A 17,743-nucleotide genomic window follows, 5' to 3' on the forward strand; every position below is an offset into this window, starting at 1 on the left:
ATTCAGGAACGGAAACAGCAATGGCTCAGCGCAGTTCCGCGAGCAGTTGCTTGGCTTGCGACTTGAGGTCGCCAGCGCTTTCGGCTTCGACTTCCTCGACCAGCGAACGCGCGCCTTCGACGTCGCCGATGGCTTGCAGTTCGCGCGCCAGTGAGAGCTTGACGGCGTGGGGGCTGTCTTCGCCTTCGTCGTCGAACGCGCTGGCGGCGCGCGCCGGTTCGGACGCACCGTTGGAGCGGGCCGGCAGGCCTGCCAGGGCGCTCATGTCGAACTCGATGAAGCCCGAGTCGGCAGGCAACGCATTGCCCAGCGTAGCTGGACGCGTGTTGTCCGCATCGTTCAGGTTCAAGGGGCGCGTATTGGGCGTGAGGGCGCCGGGGGCCGTGTCGAAATCGTTCTCGAGGTCGACGGGCGGCGTCACATGGCCATTGGACAGCGGTGCTGCGGGGCGTGCCGTCGTCGGAGCGGGTGCATAGGCCGACTTCGGCAGGCTCGCGCCGACCGGTGCGTGGCTTGGTGCCGGTGCCAGCGGCATCGGTTGGCTCAGGTCCAGGTCGAAGTCCAGCGGTGCCACGGAAGGCACGAAGGCCGGCGGCGGGGCCGAGGCAATCGGCGGCGGTGCAACGGGCGTCGGCACTGCGGCCACTGGCGGCTTGGCGGCGGACGCCAAGGCGCCTGCGAAGGCGGCCGTTTCGGCCTGGCTTGCGCTGCGGGGCGCGCCCGATTCGTACAGCGGGTTGCCCGGATCGAGGTCCTTGCCCATGTCGACTACGCGGTTCCAGTCGGAACCCGAGCCGCCGGTCAGCTTGTGCACTTCGGTGGCCAGGCCTTCGTAGGCGCGCACATCACGGCGCTTGGCGTGGATCTCGAGCAGCTTGAGGTGGATGGCGGTGCGGTCCGGGTTCAGGCGCAGTGCTTCGCGCAGGATTTCCTCGGCTTGCAGGTCGCGGCCGTAGGCCAGGTAGACGTCCGCTTCGGCGACGGGATCAACGTCGCCCGCATCGAGCTGGCTCGGCGAGTAAGACAGCGACGACACGCTCGAGTCGCCGCGGTGCTTGGTGTCGACCGATTCGCCGCCGCTGGCACCGAAGAACGAGTCTTTCGGAATGCGGCTCTCGAGGAACACGCTTTCGCTCATTTCCTCCCGGCGGCGGCCCAGCACGCGGTACAGCAGGAAGCCGACCAGGAGCGCAATCAGCGCGGCGCCGCCGAGCATCAGCGGGTTGTCCAGCAGTTCTTCGAAGAAGCTGCGTTCCGGCGGCGGAGGCGGAGCGGCCTTGACCACCGGCTTTGGAGCGGCAGCCGGTGCAGGCGTCGCGACCGCGGCGCTGGCGGCTGCCGCGGGCACTGCGGCCGCAGCGTTGGTGGCGGGGGGCGTGACGGCCGGGTCCGCTGCTGGCGCAGGCGTGGGTGCGGCCGTTGCCTCAGGCGTCGGTGCGGCGGCTGCCGCTGCGGGAGCGGGTGCTGCCACAGGTGCGGGCGTGGGGGCAGGGACAACGACTGCTGGCGCCGGGTTGGCGGCGACCGGCGGCGGCGTCGTGGCGCTGGTTGATGGCGTCGGCACAGGAATGCCGGGCGCGGCAGGTGCTGGTGCGGCAGCGGGTGCCGAGGAGCCGGCGCCAGCCTTGAGCTTGTTCAGCTCGTTGATGTTCTTGGACAGCTCCGCCATGCGGTTGCTGCTTTCTTGCGCCTGGCGGGCCTGCGCGATCTTTTCGTCGGCTGCACGGGTGGAAGCGCTGCCTTGCGAAATCGTGAGCTTGTCGGGGGCGCTGGCCGCTGCATTGCGGTCTTCGACGTTCGCCTGCAGCTTGCCTGAGGCCTTGCGGCTGGCGGCGGCGACGTTCGACGTCGGTGCGTTCTCTGCGAGGCGCTGGCGGTAGTTGCCGAAGTCGCGGCTTTGCGCGGTGACCGTGCGGCGTGCCTCGGCGGCGGGAACGGCGCTCGCTTCGGTGGCGCCCGGCAGTTCGAGCACGGCGCCTGCCTTGATGCGGTTGACGTTGCCGCCAATGAACGCATCGGGGTTGGCGAGCAGCAGGGCGACCAGCATCTGGTCGAGCGACACGTCGGCCGGCTTGTGGGCACCGGCAATCTTGCCGGCGGTATCGCCGCGCTGAACCGTGACTTGCTCGCCGCCCGCGCGGGGCGCCGTTGCTGCCGCCGCTGCAGGAGCGGTGGCCGGGGTTGCGGGTGCGGGCGCAGCTGCTGCGACGGGGGGCGCTGCGGATGCGACGGCCGCGGCACGTTCACGGCGTGCGCGGGCTGCCGCCACGGCAGGGCGCTCGACCGGGGTGCTGATCTGGGGAGCGATCGGCACGGCCGGAGCCGCCGCCTGTCGCGTGACCGGCGGATCGAGCAGCACGGTGTAGTCGCGAACGATGCGGCCCGAGGAGCCGTTGGCTTCGAGCAGCAGGTCGATGAAGGGGTCGCTGAGCGGGCGGCTGCCGCTCAGGCGCACCACATACTGGCCGCCCGCACGGCGCTGCAGCGTCGCCTTGACGTCGCCCAATGCCGAGTTGTAGGGGATGCCTGCGTTCTTGAAGGCTTCAGGGGTGGCGATGTTGATCTTCAGGCCGTCCGCTTCGGCGGCCGCGATCTCGGTCACATCGATCTCTGCGCGAAGCGGTTCACCCAGCGCCGATTGCACCTTCAACTGCCCCAGCGTGAACGCGCTGGCGTCGGTGCTGGCCATTCCCAGGGCCACGGCGGCGGCCGCACCCAGGATGGAAAGGCGCCAACCGCTGAACGATGGGGAGGGGCGAACGGCCGATGGGCGGGCCGCGGGCAACAGATGTCTTGTCATGCTGATAGGGGCGGCTCAGGCCCAGAATTTGTAAGAGGACGTTAGCATCATCACCCCGGGCTGACAAGGCAATGCGCCTGTTCTACCCAGTGCGCGCATACTTACGAACACACTTTTCGTTGCCAAACTGCAACAATTCGGGATTCGAAGGCCTGAGCGACCCGCATCAGGCTTCGAGCAGGATGCGCAGCATGCGGCGCAGCGGTTCTGCGGCACCCCACAGCAACTGGTCGCCGATGGTGAAGGCGCCGACGTATTCGGGGCCCATCGCCAGCTTGCGGATGCGGCCGACCGGAATGTTCATGGTGCCCGTCACCGCCACCGGCGTCAGGTCCTTGAGGGTGGCTTCGCGGGTGTTCGGCACCACGCTGGCCCAAGGGTTGTCCGCGGCGATCATCGCTTCGATGTCGGCCACAGGCACATCCTTCTTGAGCTTGAAGGTCAGCGCCTGGCTATGGCAGCGCATGGCGCCGATGCGCACGCAGAAACCGTCGACCGGCACGGCGGCGGTGCCGAAGCCCGCGCCCTGGCCGAGGATCTTGTTGGTTTCGGCGCCGGCCTTCCATTCTTCCTTCGACATGCCGTCGCCCAGGTCCTTGTCGATCCAGGGGATCAGCGAGCCGCCGAGCGGGGCGCCGAAGTTGGCCGTTTCGGCCGCGCTCAGATTCTGCTGCTTGTGCAGCACCTTGCGGTCGATTTCGAGAATGGCCGACTTCGGGTCGTCCAGCAGCGCGCGCACTTCGGTGTTGAGGGTGCCGAACTGGGTCAGCAGTTCGCGCATGTGCTGCGCGCCGCCACCCGAGGCTGCCTGGTAGGTCATGCTGGTCATCCACTCGACCAGGCCGGCCTTGTAGAGGGCGCCCACGCCCATGAGCATGCAGCTCACGGTGCAGTTGCCGCCGATCCAGTTCTTGCCGCCGTTGGTGAGGGCGTTCTGGATTACCGGGAGGTTGACCGGGTCCAGCACGATGACCGCGTCGTCCTGCATGCGAAGGGTGGAGGCGGCGTCGATCCAGTGGCCGGTCCAGCCGGCGGCGCGCAGCTTGGGGAAGACCTCGCTGGTGTAGTCGCCGCCCTGGCAGGTGATGACGATGTCGCACTTCTTCAGTGCTTCGATGTCGTTCGCATCCTTCAGCGCGGTTTCGTTCTTGGCCATCGCCGGGGCCTTGCCGCCGGCGTTGGAAGTCGAGAAGAAGACTGGCTCGATGAGACCGAAGTCGCCTTCGGCCTGCATGCGGTCCATCAGGACCGAGCCGACCATGCCGCGCCAGCCTACGAGGCCGACCAGAGGTTGAGATGCGTTCGCCATTTCAGTTTGCCCTTATGAAAAAAGAAAAAGTTGTCTTTTCTTGCCCCCGACTCGTCGAGCCGGGGAGGGGCGTGACGAAGCGGGCTGCGGTTAGCCGGTAATCGTCTTTTTGGTGATTGCTGCAACGACCGCGTCGCCCATTTCGCGGGTGCCGACGCGCTTCGTACCTTCTGACCAGATGTCACCCGTGCGCAGCCCCGAGGCCAGCACGTCCTTGACCGCCGACTCGATACGGTCGGCAGCTTCGGGTTGGTTGAGTGAAAAGCGGAGCATCATGGCAGCGGACAGGATTGTAGCCAAAGGATTGGCAACCCCTTTGCCGGCAATGTCGGGCGCGCTGCCGTGGCTCGGCTCGTACAGGCCCTGGTTGCTCGAATTGAGCGACGCGGAGGGCAACATGCCGATGGAGCCGGTGAGCATCGCGGCCTCGTCCGAGAGGATGTCGCCGAACATGTTGCCGGTGACCACCACGTCGAATTTCTTGGGCGCCTTCACGAGCTGCATGGCTGCGTTGTCGACCAGCATGTGGTCGAGTTCCACGTCCGGATATTCCTTCGCGACGTCGAGCATCACGTCTTTCCACAACTGCGAGGTTTCCAGCACGTTGTTCTTGTCGACGCTGGTCACGCGCTTGCTGCGCTTGCGGGCCGCTTCGAAGGCCACGCGCCCGATGCGCTCGATCTCGGGGCGCGAGTAGCGCATCGTGTCGAACGCTTCCTCGGCGCCCGGAAAGTGCCCATCCGTCGCGATGCGGCGGCCGCGCGGCTGGCCGAAGTAGATGTCGCCAGTCAGTTCGCGAATGATGAGGATGTCCAGTCCCGCGATCAGTTCGGGCTTCAGGCTCGATGCATCCACCAGTTCCTCGTAGCAGATTGCCGGGCGGAAGTTCGCGAAGAGCCCGAGGTTCTTGCGCAGCCCCAGGATGGCCTGCTCGGGGCGCAGCGGCCGGTCGAGCTTGTCGTACTTCCAGTCGCCGACCGCGCCGAACAGCACCGCGTCGGATTCCTTGGCGAGCTTGAGCGTCGATTCGGGCAGCGGGTGGCCGTGCGCCTCGTAGGCCGCGCCGCCGACCAGCGCCGACTCCATCTCGAACTTCAGGTCGAGGACGTCGAGGACCCTGACGGCTTCCGCCACGATTTCGGTGCCGATGCCGTCACCCGGGAGAACTGCGATTTTCATAAGTTGGTCTGAGGTTTGAATGCGGAAATGGTGAGGCTGATCACGAGATCATCGTGTGCGCGAGCCAGGGCTTCTGCGCCAGGCGCTCGGTCTCGAAGGCCTTGATCTTGTCCTTGTGGCGCAGCGTGAGGCCGATGTCGTCCAAGCCGTTGATCAGGCAGTACTTGCGGAAAGCCTGCATGTCGAACGCGAGCTCGCCGCCATCGGGCTTCACGACCACCTGGCGCTCCAGATCGATGGTCAGCGAATAGCCCGGGAAGGCAAAGGCCTCATCGAACAACTGTGCGACCTGTGCTTCGGACAGCACGATCGGCAGCAGGCCGTTCTTGAAGCTGTTGTTGAAGAAGATGTCCGCATAGCTCGGCGCGATGATCGCGCGGAAGCCGTACTGGTCGAGCGCCCACGGTGCGTGTTCGCGCGACGAGCCGCAGCCGAAGTTCTTGCGCGCGAGCAGCACCGAAGCGCCCGCGTAGCGCGGCTGGTTCAGCACGAAGTCCGGGTTCGGCTTGCGGGTGGCCGGGTCTTGGCCCGGAAAGCCGGCGTCCAGGTAGCGCCATTCGTCGAACAGGTTCACGCCGAAGCCGGTCTTCTTGATCGACTTGAGAAACTGCTTGGGAATGATCGCGTCGGTGTCGACGTTCTCGCGGTCCATGGGGGCCACGAGGCCCTTGTGCACGGTGAATTTCTGCATGTGATGTCTCCAGGTCAGGCGAAGGTGCGCACGTCGACGAAATGGCCGTGCACAGCGGCAGCGGCGGCCATGGCCGGGCTCACGAGGTGGGTGCGGCCACCGGCGCCCTGGCGGCCTTCGAAGTTGCGGTTCGAGGTCGATGCGCAGCGCTCACCGGGCTCGAGGCGGTCGGCGTTCATCGCGAGGCACATCGAGCAGCCGGGTTCGCGCCATTCGAAGCCTGCGGCCTTGAAGATCACGTCCAGGCCTTCGCGCTCGGCCTGCTCCTTCACCACGCCCGAGCCGGGCACGACCATCGCGAGCTTCACGTTCTTCGCGACCTTCTGGCCGAGCTTCTTCACGACCGCCGCGGCTTCGCGCATGTCTTCGATGCGGCTGTTGGTGCACGAGCCGATGAACACCTTGTCGATGAAGATGTCGTTCATCGCCTTGTTCGGCTCCAGGCCCATGTAGACCAGCGCGCGCTCGATGGCGCCGCGCTTGCTGGCGTCCTTTTCCTTGTCGGGATCGGGCACGCGGCCGTTGATGTCGACCACCATCTCGGGCGAGGTGCCCCAGGTGACCTGCGGCGGGATCTGCGCGGCATCGAGCTCGACCACGGCGTCGAAGGCCGCGCCGGGGTCGGACTGCAGCGTGCGCCAGTAGGTGGTCGCCTGTTCCCACTCCACGCCGGTGGGTGCGAGCGGTCGGCCCTTGATGTAGCTGATGGTCTTCTCGTCGACGGCCACGAGGCCCGCGCGCGCACCGGCCTCGATGGCCATGTTGCAGACCGTCATGCGGCCTTCCATGCTCAGGTCGCGAATGGCGGAGCCCGCGAATTCGATGGTGTAGCCGGTGCCGCCGGCGGTGCCGATCTTGCCGATGATGGCCAGCACGATGTCCTTCGCCGTGCAGCCGAGGGGCAGCTTGCCTTCGACCTTCACCAGCATGTTCTTCGCCTTCTTGCCCAGCAGCGTCTGCGTGGCCATGACGTGCTCGACCTCGCTGGTGCCGATGCCGTGCGCCAGCGCGCCGAACGCACCGTGCGTGGAGGTGTGCGAGTCGCCGCAGACGACCGTCATGCCCGGCAGCGTTGCGCCCGACTCCGGGCCGATCACGTGCACGATGCCCTGGCGCTTGCTCAGGAACGGAAAGAACGCGGCGGCGCCGAATTCGGCGATGTTCTTGTCCAGCGTGGTGACCTGCTCCTTGCTGGTCGGGTCGGCGATGCCTTCGTAGCCGCGTGCCCAGCCGGTGGTCGGGGTGTTGTGGTCGGCCGTGGCCACTACAGAGCTGATGCGCCAGAGCTTCCGGCCTGCTTCGCGCAGCCCTTCGAAGGCTTGCGGGCTGGTGACTTCGTGCACCAGGTGGCGGTCGATGTAGAGGATCGCGGTGCCGTCTTCCTCGGTGTGGACGACGTGTTCGTCCCAGATCTTGTCGTAGAGCGTGCGTGCCATGTCGGTCTCTTGTCTTTCGTGGGGAAATGGATTGTCTGTCTATGCGGCCCGTGCCGCGAGCTGTTCGGGGGCGTCGGCAGAATCAGCCGCCGCGTGCAGGTGGTTCACCAGCGTGCGCGCCGCCACCGGCAGCGTGGAGAAGTCGCGCGCCACCAGGCGGATTTCGCGCGCCGCCCAGGCGTCGTTGAGCGTCACGCTCACGAGGCCGCGGCCGATGCCGTTCTGCATCAGCTCGAAGGCGCGCTGCGGCATCACGCCGATGCCCAGGCCGTTTTCGATCATCCGGCACATGGCATCGAGGCCGGTGACGTGGATGCGCAGCTTGACGCTGCGCCCCGCACCCAGCGCTGCTTCGTGCATCGCGACGTAGATCGAGCTGTTGGTGTGCAGGCCGACGTGGTCGAAGTCCAGCGAGTCGATGAAGTCGACGGCGACGTGCGACGCCAACGCATGCCCCGTGGGGACGATCAGCGCGAGGCGGTCGTGCCGGTACGACAGGCTCTGCAACTCGCCCGCGCCGCCCGCCACATGGCACACGCCGAGGTCGGCCGCGCCTTCCTGCACCGCGCGGGTCACCTCGCTGCTCAGGTGCTCCTCGAGGTCGATCTTGATGGCTTCATGCGCCCGCGTGAACACGCCCAGGTCCTCGGGCAGGAACTGCACGATGGCCGAGATGTTGGCGTGCACCCGCACATGGCCGCGCACGCCGTCAGCGTATTCGCTGAGCTCGCCCTGCATCTTCTCCAAGCTGTAGAGCACCGAGCGAGCGTGGTGCAGGAGGCTTTCACCGGCCGGCGTGAGGTCCACGCCGCGCGCATGCCGATAGAGCAGGTTGGTGCCCAGCGTGGCCTCCAAGTCCGACAGCCTCTTGCTGATGGCCGATGCCGCGATGAATTCGCGCTCGGCCGCGCGACCAATGCTGCCCAACTCGCACACAGCCACGAACAACTGCAACGACGTGAGGTCGATGCGGCGGGCAAAGTTGCGTTCGGACGTGCTCATGGGGTGTGGGGCATCGCGTTTTGCGATGAGATGGCTATTTTCTTACCGATTTCTCGCTGTCGCCATCGTCATCTGAGATGGCCTTGCTGCCGGCCTGCGAAGAGAGGCATCTCGAACGGGCAATAAAAAAGCTGCCCGAAGGCAGCTTTTTTGAGGGGCGAGGTTTCGCGAATCGCTCAGCGGGCCGAAATCGGCTTCACATCGCGCTTTGGCGAACCTTCGAACAACTGGCGCGGGCGGCCGATCTTGTACTCGGGGTCGCCGATCATTTCGTTCAGCTGGGCGATCCAGCCGACCGTGCGGGCCAGCGCGAAGATCGCGGTGAACAGCGGCACCGGGATGCCGATGGCGCGCTGCACGATGCCCGAGTAGAAGTCCACGTTCGGGTAGAGCTTGCGCGAGACGAAGTACTCGTCTTCGAGGGCGATCTTTTCCAGTTCCTTGGCCAGCTTGAACAGCGGGTCTTGCTCCAGGCCCAGCTCGGTCAGCACTTCGTTGCAGGTTTCCTGCATCAGCTTGGCGCGCGGGTCGTAGTTCTTGTACACGCGGTGGCCGAAGCCCATGAGCTTGACGTTCGAGTTCTTGTCCTTGACCTTCTTGATGAACTCGCCGATCTTCTCCACGCCGCCTTCGCGCTGGATGTCGTACAGCATGTTGAGCGCTGCTTCGTTGGCGCCGCCGTGGGCGGGACCCCAGAGGCAGGCCACGCCGGCCGCGATGGCCGCGAAGGGGTTGGTGCCCGACGAGCCGCACAGGCGCACGGTCGAGGTCGAGGCGTTCTGCTCGTGGTCCGCGTGCAGGATGAAGATGCGGTCGAGCGCGCGCTCGAGCACCGGGTTCACCTTGTACTCCTCGCAGGGCGTGGCAAACATCATGTGCAGGAAGTTGCCCGCATAGCTCAGGTCGTTCTTCGGGTACATGTACGGCTGGCCGATCGTGTACTTGTAGGCCATGGCCACGAGCGTGGGCATCTTCGCGATCAGGCGGATCGCGGCGATCTCGCGGTGCTCGGGATTGTTGATGTCCGTGCTGTCGTGATAGAAGGCCGACAGCGCGCCCACCAGGCCGGTCATGATGGCCATCGGATGGGCATCACGGCGGAAGCCGCGCAGGAAGAACTGCATCTGCTCGTTCACCATCGTGTGGTTCGTCACGAGCTTGGTGAAGTTGGCCTTCTTGGGTGCGTCCGGCAGTTCGCCGTACAGCAGCAGGTGGCAGGTTTCCAGGAAGTCGCAGTTGGTCGCGAGCTGCTCGATCGGGTAGCCGCGGTACAGCAGCTCGCCCTTGTCGCCATCGATGTACGTGATGGCCGACTGGCAGGCGGCGGTCGACATGAAGCCCGGGTCATAGGTGAACATGCCGGTCTGCGCGTACAGCTTGCGGATGTCGATCACGTCGGGGCCGACGGTGCCCTTGTAGATCGGCAGTTCGACGCTGTCGCCGCCGTTGCTGAACGACAGCGTGGCCTTGGTATCGGATGCTTTCATTTCGATTTACTTTCAGAGGAGGATTCAGGACGAAGGAGAGATTGCGGGGCGCTGGGCGCCGTCGGTGCGCATCAATTGCAGCAATGCGACCACCTCGGCACCGGCCCATTCGGGCTCGGGCTCCTTCCTGCGCAGCAAAAGGTCGAGGAGGTCGTTGTCCGACAGGTCCATCAATGTCTCCATCGCTCCCGCCTGACCATTGGTCATGTGGGATTCGTGCCGCTCGAAGAAGCGGGCGATGAACAGGTCGTTTTCGAGCAGGCCGCGCCGGCAACGCCATTTCAGCTTGCTCAGCGCACGTTCGCTGAGCGGCTGCTGGAGTTCGTCGGCGGTTTGCATGGTGATGATTTCTTCTCGAAGAAGGATCAGATGGCGCGACGCACCATCAATTCCTTGATCTTGCCGATGGCCTTGGTGGGGTTCAGGTTCTTCGGGCACACGTCGACGCAGTTCATGATCGTGTGGCAGCGGAACAGGCGGTACGGGTCTTCCAGGTTGTCCAGGCGCTCGGCGGTGGCTTCGTCGCGGCTGTCGGCGATGAAGCGGTAGGCCTGCAGGAGGCCTGCCGGGCCGACGAACTTGTCGGGATTCCACCAGAAGCTCGGGCAGCTCGTGGAGCAGCTCGCGCACAGGATGCATTCGTACAGGCCGTTGAGCTCTTCGCGCTCTTCGGGCGACTGCAGGCGTTCCTTCTCGGGCGGCACGTTGTCGTTCTGCAGGTACGGCTTGATCGAGTTGTACTGCTTGAAGAACTGCGTCATGTCCACGATCAGGTCGCGAATGACGGGCAGGCCCGGCAGCGGCTTCAACACGATCGTGCCCTTGAGCGTGAGCATGTTGGTGAGGCAGGCAAGGCCGTTCTTGCCGTTGATGTTCATCGCGTCGGAACCGCAGACGCCTTCGCGGCACGAGCGGCGGAACGACAGCGTCGGGTCTTGCGCCTTGAGCTTCATCAGGGCGTCCAGCAGCATGCGTTCGTGGCCGTCGAGTTCGATCTCGATGGTCTGCATGTAGGGCTTGGCGTCCTTGTCCGGGTCGTAGCGGTAGATCTGGAATGTGCGCTTCATCGTAGTGACCTTGTGAATGCTTTTATTGGCTGACTGTTAGCCGTGACTTAGAACGTGCGGACCTTCGGTGGAACCGAGGCCACCGTGAGCGGCTGCAGCTTGACCGGCTTGTACGAGAGGCGGTTGTCCTGGCTGTACCAGAGCGTGTGCTTCATCCAGTTGGCGTCGTCGCGGCCGAGCGGCGCGACCGGGTCGTCCGCGGGGCGCTCGTAGTCTTCCACCGTGTGGGCGCCGCGGCATTCGCGGCGGGCGGCGGCCGAGACCATCGTGGCCTGCGCCACTTCGATCAGGTTGTCGACTTCCAGCGCTTCGATGCGGGCGGTGTTGAACACCTTGGACTTGTCCTTCAGGCCGATCGAATTGACGCGCTCGCGCACGGCGGCGATCTTGACCACGCCTTCGTCCATCGAGGCTTGCTTCCTGAACACCGCGGCGTGCTGTTGCATGACGGCGCGGATCTCGCCGGCCACGTCCTGTGCGTATTCGCCGGTGGTGGTCGATTCGAGGCGGTTCAGACGCTCCAGCGTGCGGTCGGCCGCATCCTTCGGGAGTTCCTTGTGTTCCTTCAGCTTGTCGTTGAACTCGACGATGTGGTTGCCGGCCGCGCGGCCGAACACCAAGAGGTCGAGCAGCGAGTTCGTGCCCAGGCGGTTCGCGCCGTGCACGCTCACGCAGGAGCATTCGCCCACCGCGTAGAGGCCGTTTACCACGGCGCTGTTGTCCTCGCCCTTCTGGATGACGACCTGGCCGTTGATGTTGGTCGGGATGCCGCCCATCTGGTAGTGGATGGTCGGCACGACGGGAATCGGTTCCTTCGTGATGTCGACGTTGGCGAAGTTGACGCCGATTTCGTACACCGAAGGCAGGCGCTTGTGGATGGTGTCGGCGCCCAGGTGGTCGAGCTTGAGCAGCACGTAGTCCTTGTTGGGACCGCAGCCTCGGCCTTCCTTGATTTCCTGGTCCATCGAGCGCGAGACGAAGTCGCGCGGCGCCAGGTCCTTCAGCGTGGGCGCATAGCGCTCCATGAAGCGTTCGCCGTTGCTGTTGAGCAGGATGGCGCCTTCGCCGCGGCAGCCTTCGGTCAGAAGCACGCCCGCGCCGGCCACGCCGGTCGGGTGGAACTGCCAGAACTCCATGTCCTGCAGCGGAATGCCCGAGCGCGCGGCCATGCCCAGGCCGTCGCCGGTGTTGATGAAGGCGTTGGTCGAGGCCTGGAAGATGCGGCCCGCGCCGCCGGTGGCCAGCAGCACGGTCTTGGCCTGCAGGATGTGCAGGTCGCCGGTTTCCATTTCGAGCGCGGTCACGCCGACCACGTCACCTTCGTCGTCACGGATGAGGTCCAGCGCCATCCATTCGACGAAGAACTGGGTGCGCGCCTCGACGTTCTTTTGATAGAGCGTGTGCAGCATCGCGTGGCCGGTGCGGTCGGCCGCGGCGCAGGCGCGCTGCACGGGCTTCTCGCCGTAGTTGGCCGTGTGGCCGCCGAACGGGCGCTGGTAGATCGTGCCGTCGGGGTTGCGGTCGAAAGGCATGCCGAAGTGCTCGAGCTCGTACACGACCTTCGGGGCTTCGCGGCACATGAACTCGATCGCGTCCTGGTCGCCGAGCCAGTCGGAGCCCTTGATCGTGTCGTAGAAGTGGTAGTGCCAGTTGTCTTCGCTCATGTTGCCGAGCGATGCGCCCACGCCGCCTTGCGCGGCGACGGTGTGCGAACGGGTGGGGAACACCTTGGAGAGCACAGCCACGTTGAGGCCGGCGCGTGCGAGTTGCAGCGAAGCGCGCATGCCGGAGCCGCCGGCACCGACGATCACGACGTCGAACTTGCGCTTGGTGATTTGTTCTTTTGTATAGGTCATGGTGGGGATGTCAGGTCAGATCTTCCAAAGCACTTGAATGGCCCAACCCGCACAACCGACAAGCCAGACGATGGTGAAAATTTGCAGCACAAGACGGATGCCGACGGGCTGGACATAGTCCATCCACACGTCGCGCATGCCGACCCACACGTGATATAGCAGGGAGACGATCACGGAGAAGGTCAGCACCTTCATCCACTGCGCGGCGAAGATGCCGGCCCAGAGGTCGTAGCCGATGGGGCCGCGCGTGAAGATCATCTGCGCGAGCAGGATGACCGTGAAGAGCGCCATCAGGCCGCCCGTGATGCGCTGGCTGAGCCAGTCGCGCAAACCGTAATGAGCACCGACGACGATGCGCTTGGAGCCGTAATTCACAGACATGGGGGCTCCTTCTCAGTACAGGCCGAACAGTTTGGCGCCGAGCACGACGGTGAGCAGAACGCTCAGTGCCAGCGTCACGACGGCCGACGTGTGACCGAACTCCTTGGTCACGGCGGCGTGGCTCACGTCCATCCAGAGATGGCGCAGACCGGCGATGAAGTGGTGCAGGTAGGCCCAGATCAGCGCGAGTGCGACGAGCTTGAAAAACCATCCCGGAACGAAACCAAGGCCGCTGTTGAATGCGGCCTTGAATCTGGCGAACGAATAGTCCGAAGAGAGCGAGGTGTCGAACATCCAGATGGTGAACGGCAGCAACAGGAACATCAGCACGCCGCTGACGCGGTGCAGGATCGACACGATGCCGGCCGGCGGGAGCCGGTACGTCGTGAGATCGGTGAACGCATTGATGTTTCGGAATTCGCGACGCGGTGGCCGGGGGGGAGATGCAAGCTCTGTCATTGAGGGGCTTTCGTGGCTTGTTGGTGGCTTGTTCTGAGAGCGAACGCTTTTGTTTCTCTTCTGCGGAAATGCAAACAACGCAAAATTCTATTGCAATGCACCATTGCGTATCGGACGCGTTCGAGTCGGCGCACCGCAGCAGTCGGATGCTATTGACTTCGTAGCGTGTTGTGCGCGCTGTGCGGGCGCTTCGAGGCGGTCGGTTCGATGGTCCATGTCGATGCGTCGTCAGCCGAGCTGGTTGCGATAGTGGTGCGTGTCGGTGCGATAGAGGCCTCGGCGCAGTTCCATCGGCATGTCGTGATACGTGTGCGCCACGCGTTCGACGCTCAGCAGCGGCATCTGCGACGTCACCGCGAGCAGCGCAGCTTGCTCCGCATCGGGAAGCACCGCACGGATTTTTTCTTCGGCGCGCACCATGCGCACGCCGAACTCGGTTTCGAAGAGCGCATACATCGGGCCGGGCCATGCGCGCAGGCGCTCGGCCGTGAGTCCCTTGAAGGGTGTGCCGGGCAGCCAGAGGTCTTCCAGGATGGTCGGCACGCCCGCATAGGCGAGCACGCGGCGCACCTGCAGCACGGCGTCGCCCGTGCGAAGGCCAAGGGCGCGCGCCACGTCGGCCGATGCGCGCAGGCGCTTGCAGTCGACGATCGTGCGTTCGGCGGGGCCTTCGATGTTCGGGTCGCCGGCATCGGGCACGAGCTTGAGGAAGCGGTACTGCACATGCTGCTCGGCATGCGTGGCGACGAAGGTGCCCTTGCCCTGGCGTCGCACCACCAGGTTTTCGGCCGAGAGTTCGTCGATGGCCTTGCGCACCGTGCCCTGGCTCACGCGATAGCGCACGGCCAGGTCCATCTCGCTGGGAATGGGTTCGCCCGGCTTCCACTCGCCCGCCTGCAGGCTCTGCAGGATCAATGTCTTGATCTGCTGGTAGAGCGGACTGAAGGACGGCGTAGACGGCGTAGGGGGCTCGTCGAGGGCAGTGGGGGTGTTCATGGCAGCGGTGGGGTGCGCCTTGGCGTCGCCCCCGAGGATATCTTATATAAGACATAAGACGAGGCTCATTGAATCGGCTTAAAATGCGGGCCGGTCTCGCGCCGCGGGACACTGTTTCCCCCGTCGGACCTTGGCGCCCCACGAGAGCGCCGACACCGTTTCACCACCTTCTGGAGTCTTCCCATGAGCAAAAAGCCTGTCCGCGTTGCCGTTACCGGTGCCGCCGGTCAAATCGGTTACGCCCTGTTGTTCCGTATCGCATCCGGCGAAATGCTCGGCAAAGACCAGCCGGTCATCCTGCAATTGCTCGAAATCCCCGACGAGAAGGCCCAGAAGGCGCTCAAGGGCGTGATGATGGAGCTGGACGACTGCGCCTTCCCGCTGCTGGCCGGCATGGAAGCCCATGGCGACCCGATGACGGCCTTCAAGGATGCCGACTACGCTCTGTTGGTTGGCTCGCGCCCCCGCGGCCCCGGCATGGAACGTGCCGAATTGCTGGCCGTCAATGGCGCCATCTTCACCGCGCAAGGCAAGGCGCTGAACGCCGTCGCCAGCCGCAACGTCAAGGTGCTCGTGGTCGGCAACCCCGCCAACACCAACGCCTATATCGCCATGAAGAGCGCGCCCGACCTGCCGCGCAAGAACTTCACCGCCATGCTGCGCCTGGATCACAACCGCGCCGCCAGCCAGATCGCCGCCAAGACCGGCAAGGCCGTGGCCGACATCGAGAAGCTCACCGTCTGGGGCAACCACTCGCCCACGATGTACGCCGACTACCGCTTCGCCACCATCAACGGCGAAAGCGTCGCCAAGATGATCAACGACCAGGAATGGAACGCCAACACGTTCCTGCCGACCGTCGGCAAGCGCGGCGCGGCGATCATCGAAGCGCGCGGCCTGTCGTCGGCTGCCTCTGCCGCCAACGCCGCCATCGACCACATGCGCGACTGGGCCCTGGGCACCAGCGGCAAGTGGGTCACGATGGGCATCCCGTCGGACGGCCAGTACGGCATTCCGAAGGACGTGATGTTCGGCTTCCCGGTCACCTGCGAAAACGGTGAGTACAAGCTGGTCGAAGGCCTGGAAATCGATGCATTCAGCCAGGAACGCATCAACAAGACCCTCGAAGAGCTCGAAGGCGAACGCGCTGGCGTCGCCCACTTGCTGTAAGCCAAGCAAAGCTGCCCGCATGCTCGACTGGAACCCCGCGCTCTACCGTCGCTACGAAGACGAGCGCACCCGACCCGCACAGGAACTCCTGGCGCGGGTGCCATTGGCCGAAGCCGACCGCGTGGTCGACCTCGGTTGCGGGCCGGGCAACTCCACCGAACTGCTGGTCAACCGGTTCCCGAAGGCGCAAGCCCTCGGGACCGACAACTCCGAGGCCATGCTGGTCAGCGCTCGCGAGCGCCTGCCCAGTGCGCGCTTCGAGTTGAGCGACATCGCGACCTGGGTGCCGCAAGACAAAGCGCCCGACCTCATTTACGCCAACGCGTCCCTGCAATGGGTGCCGGATCACGAAACGCTGATCCCCCGCCTGTTCGACGCGCTGGCCCCGGGCGGCGTGCTCGCCGTCCAGATGCCCGACAACCGCCAGGAGCCCACGCACCGACTGATGCGTGCGCTCGCTGCCGAAGCGCCCTGGGCCGAGCCCATCGGCGATGCCGACCGGCTGCGCACCAAGCTGCTGCCGCTCGGCGGTTATTACGACCTCTTGGCGCCGCATGCGGCCAATGTCGATGTCTGGCACACGATCTATCAGCACCGCATGGCCGACGCAGCTTCTATCGTCGAATGGGTGCGCGGCACGGGCCTGAAGCCCTTCGTCGACCGGCTGCCGCCCGACCTGCAGGCGAGCTACCTCGCCGAATACGAACGCCGCGTGCACGAGGCTTATCCGGCGCGCCCCGACGGCAAGCGGCTGCTTGCGTTCCCGCGCATGTTCATCGTGGCGCAGAAGAAGGTATGACGAGCGCCGCGCCGGGCCGCCCCAAGCCAGCGAGCGCCCCCTCGGGGGGCAGCGAGGACACGCAAGTGCCGAGCGTGGGGGCTCGTGCCGCCGTTCACCCAGGTGAAGTGCTGCTCGGCGCGCAGGCCGGCGCCGTGACGCTGCCCGTGTGCGACCACTACAGCGGCGTCGAAGCGCGCATGAAGAAGAGCCTCGCGCTCCAGGCCGAGATGGCCGAGGAGTTCGGCGCCTGCGTGTTCGACGTCACCCTTGATTGCGAAGACGGCGCCCCGGTGGGCGGCGAGGCCGAGCATGCCGCGCTCGTCACCGAATTGGCGCTGGCCGCCAAGCCCGGCATGCGTGTCGGCGTGCGCGTGCACCCGGTCGATCACCCGGCCTTCGCCGGCGACGTGATCACCATCGCCGGCCGCGCCGGCCAGCGCCTGAGCCATCTGATGGTGCCCAAGGTCGAATCGGTGGCCGATGTGTTGCAGGCCGTGGCCGCGCTCGAGGCGGCCGATGCCGACACGCTGCCGCTGCATGTGCTGATCGAATCCCCCCTGGCGGTGCACAACGCCTTTGAAATCGCCGCGCATCCGCGCGTGCAGTCGCTCAGCTTCGGCCTGATGGATTTCGTGTCGGCGCATGCCGGCGCCATTCCCGCTGACGGCATGGGCGCGGCCGGGCAGTTCACCCATCCGCTGGTGGTGCGCGCCAAGCTGGCGATCGCCTCCGCGGCGCACGCCTACGGCAAGGTGCCTTCGCACTGCGTGGTGACCGAATTCAACGACACCGACGCGATGCGCGTCGCGGCCCGCAAGGCGACCACCGAATTCGGCTACACGCGCATGTGGAGCATCCATCCGAACCAGATCCGGCCCATCCTCGAGGCCTTCGCGCCCGACGAGGCGCAGATCCAGGTTGCTACACAAATCATTGCAAAAGCCGCAGCCGCCGATTGGGCGCCGACACAAATTGATGGCACATTGCACGACCGCGCGAGCTACCGCCACTTCTGGCAGGTTCTGACGCGCGCCCACGCAACAGGGCGCGCGTTGCCCTCCGAGGCGAAAGCCTGGTTTGCATTCGCGGCCTCCTGAAACGAAACCTTCGAACCCAGCCTCAAGGAAAC

At 65.4% G+C, this 17,743-nt stretch carries 16 protein-coding genes; 3 read left to right on the top strand and 13 right to left on the bottom strand.

Annotated features, from left to right (window positions below; translation table 11 throughout):
- Positions 1-25: 25 nt before the first annotated feature.
- The 13 genes from VARPA_RS07820 to VARPA_RS07880 form a co-directional block, all read right to left on the bottom strand.
- Positions 26-2,689 (bottom strand): FimV/HubP family polar landmark protein, encoded by a 2,664-nt coding sequence (locus VARPA_RS07820; protein WP_416367501.1) that lies wholly within the window; start codon positions 2,687-2,689, stop codon positions 26-28.
- Between the two features lie 277 nt (positions 2,690-2,966).
- Positions 2,967-4,109 (bottom strand): aspartate-semialdehyde dehydrogenase, encoded by a 1,143-nt coding sequence (gene asd / locus VARPA_RS07825; RefSeq protein WP_013540016.1) that lies wholly within the window; start codon positions 4,107-4,109, stop codon positions 2,967-2,969.
- Between the two features lie 90 nt (positions 4,110-4,199).
- Positions 4,200-5,288 (bottom strand): 3-isopropylmalate dehydrogenase, encoded by a 1,089-nt coding sequence (leuB, locus tag VARPA_RS07830; protein ID WP_013540017.1) that lies wholly within the window; start codon positions 5,286-5,288, stop codon positions 4,200-4,202.
- A 40-nt stretch (positions 5,289-5,328) separates the two neighbouring features.
- On the bottom strand, positions 5,329-5,979 hold the full coding sequence (gene leuD / locus VARPA_RS07835; RefSeq protein WP_013540018.1) for a 3-isopropylmalate dehydratase small subunit: 651 nt from the start codon (positions 5,977-5,979) through the stop codon (positions 5,329-5,331).
- A gap of 14 nt (positions 5,980-5,993) precedes the next feature.
- On the bottom strand, positions 5,994-7,415 hold the full coding sequence (gene leuC / locus VARPA_RS07840; protein WP_013540019.1) for a 3-isopropylmalate dehydratase large subunit: 1,422 nt from the start codon (positions 7,413-7,415) through the stop codon (positions 5,994-5,996).
- 39 nt (positions 7,416-7,454) lie between these two features.
- Complete coding sequence (locus tag VARPA_RS07845) at positions 7,455-8,417, bottom strand: LysR substrate-binding domain-containing protein (RefSeq protein ID WP_013540020.1); 963 nt, start codon at positions 8,415-8,417, stop codon at positions 7,455-7,457.
- Between the two features lie 176 nt (positions 8,418-8,593).
- Complete coding sequence (gene gltA, locus VARPA_RS07850; protein WP_013540021.1) at positions 8,594-9,904, bottom strand: citrate synthase; 1,311 nt, start codon at positions 9,902-9,904, stop codon at positions 8,594-8,596.
- 24 nt (positions 9,905-9,928) lie between these two features.
- Positions 9,929-10,243 (bottom strand): succinate dehydrogenase assembly factor 2, encoded by a 315-nt coding sequence (locus VARPA_RS07855; RefSeq protein WP_013540022.1) that lies wholly within the window; start codon positions 10,241-10,243, stop codon positions 9,929-9,931.
- A 26-nt stretch (positions 10,244-10,269) separates the two neighbouring features.
- The gene (locus VARPA_RS07860; protein WP_013540023.1) at positions 10,270-10,971 is read right to left on the bottom strand and encodes a succinate dehydrogenase iron-sulfur subunit; all 702 of its coding nucleotides are present in this window, start codon (positions 10,969-10,971) and stop codon (positions 10,270-10,272) included.
- 47 nt (positions 10,972-11,018) lie between these two features.
- A complete protein-coding gene (gene sdhA / locus VARPA_RS07865) occupies positions 11,019-12,827 on the bottom strand; it encodes a succinate dehydrogenase flavoprotein subunit (RefSeq protein WP_013540024.1) in 1,809 nt (602 codons plus the stop codon).
- A gap of 15 nt (positions 12,828-12,842) precedes the next feature.
- Positions 12,843-13,208 (bottom strand): succinate dehydrogenase, hydrophobic membrane anchor protein, encoded by a 366-nt coding sequence (gene sdhD, locus VARPA_RS07870; RefSeq protein WP_013540025.1) that lies wholly within the window; start codon positions 13,206-13,208, stop codon positions 12,843-12,845.
- Positions 13,209-13,220: 12 nt separating this feature from the next.
- Positions 13,221-13,667 carry a succinate dehydrogenase, cytochrome b556 subunit gene (sdhC, locus tag VARPA_RS07875; RefSeq protein ID WP_013540026.1) on the bottom strand — a complete coding sequence of 149 codons (447 nt, stop codon included), beginning with the start codon at positions 13,665-13,667 and terminating at the stop codon, positions 13,221-13,223.
- Between the two features lie 228 nt (positions 13,668-13,895).
- Positions 13,896-14,663 (bottom strand): GntR family transcriptional regulator, encoded by a 768-nt coding sequence (locus VARPA_RS07880; protein WP_013540027.1) that lies wholly within the window; start codon positions 14,661-14,663, stop codon positions 13,896-13,898.
- Between the two features lie 183 nt (positions 14,664-14,846).
- Here VARPA_RS07880 and VARPA_RS07885 point away from each other — a divergent pair, with 183 nt between their 5' ends.
- Genes VARPA_RS07885 through VARPA_RS07895 form a run of 3 tightly spaced genes read left to right on the top strand, consistent with a single transcriptional unit; the run spans position 14,847 to position 17,711 of the window.
- Complete coding sequence (locus VARPA_RS07885; protein WP_013540028.1) at positions 14,847-15,833, top strand: malate dehydrogenase; 987 nt, start codon at positions 14,847-14,849, stop codon at positions 15,831-15,833.
- 19 nt (positions 15,834-15,852) lie between these two features.
- Positions 15,853-16,632, top strand: a complete 780-nt coding sequence (tam, locus tag VARPA_RS07890) for a trans-aconitate 2-methyltransferase (protein WP_013540029.1) — start codon at positions 15,853-15,855, stop codon at positions 16,630-16,632.
- Positions 16,629-17,711 carry an HpcH/HpaI aldolase/citrate lyase family protein gene (locus tag VARPA_RS07895; protein WP_013540030.1) on the top strand — a complete coding sequence of 361 codons (1,083 nt, stop codon included), beginning with the start codon at positions 16,629-16,631 and terminating at the stop codon, positions 17,709-17,711. Before tam ends, VARPA_RS07895 begins: the two co-directional genes overlap by 4 nt.
- The last annotated feature ends 32 nt before the right edge of the window (positions 17,712-17,743 follow it).

It is taken from the genome of Variovorax paradoxus EPS, assembly GCF_000184745.1.
In the GTDB taxonomy this organism is placed as follows: Bacteria; Pseudomonadota; Gammaproteobacteria; order Burkholderiales; family Burkholderiaceae_C; genus Variovorax; species Variovorax paradoxus_C.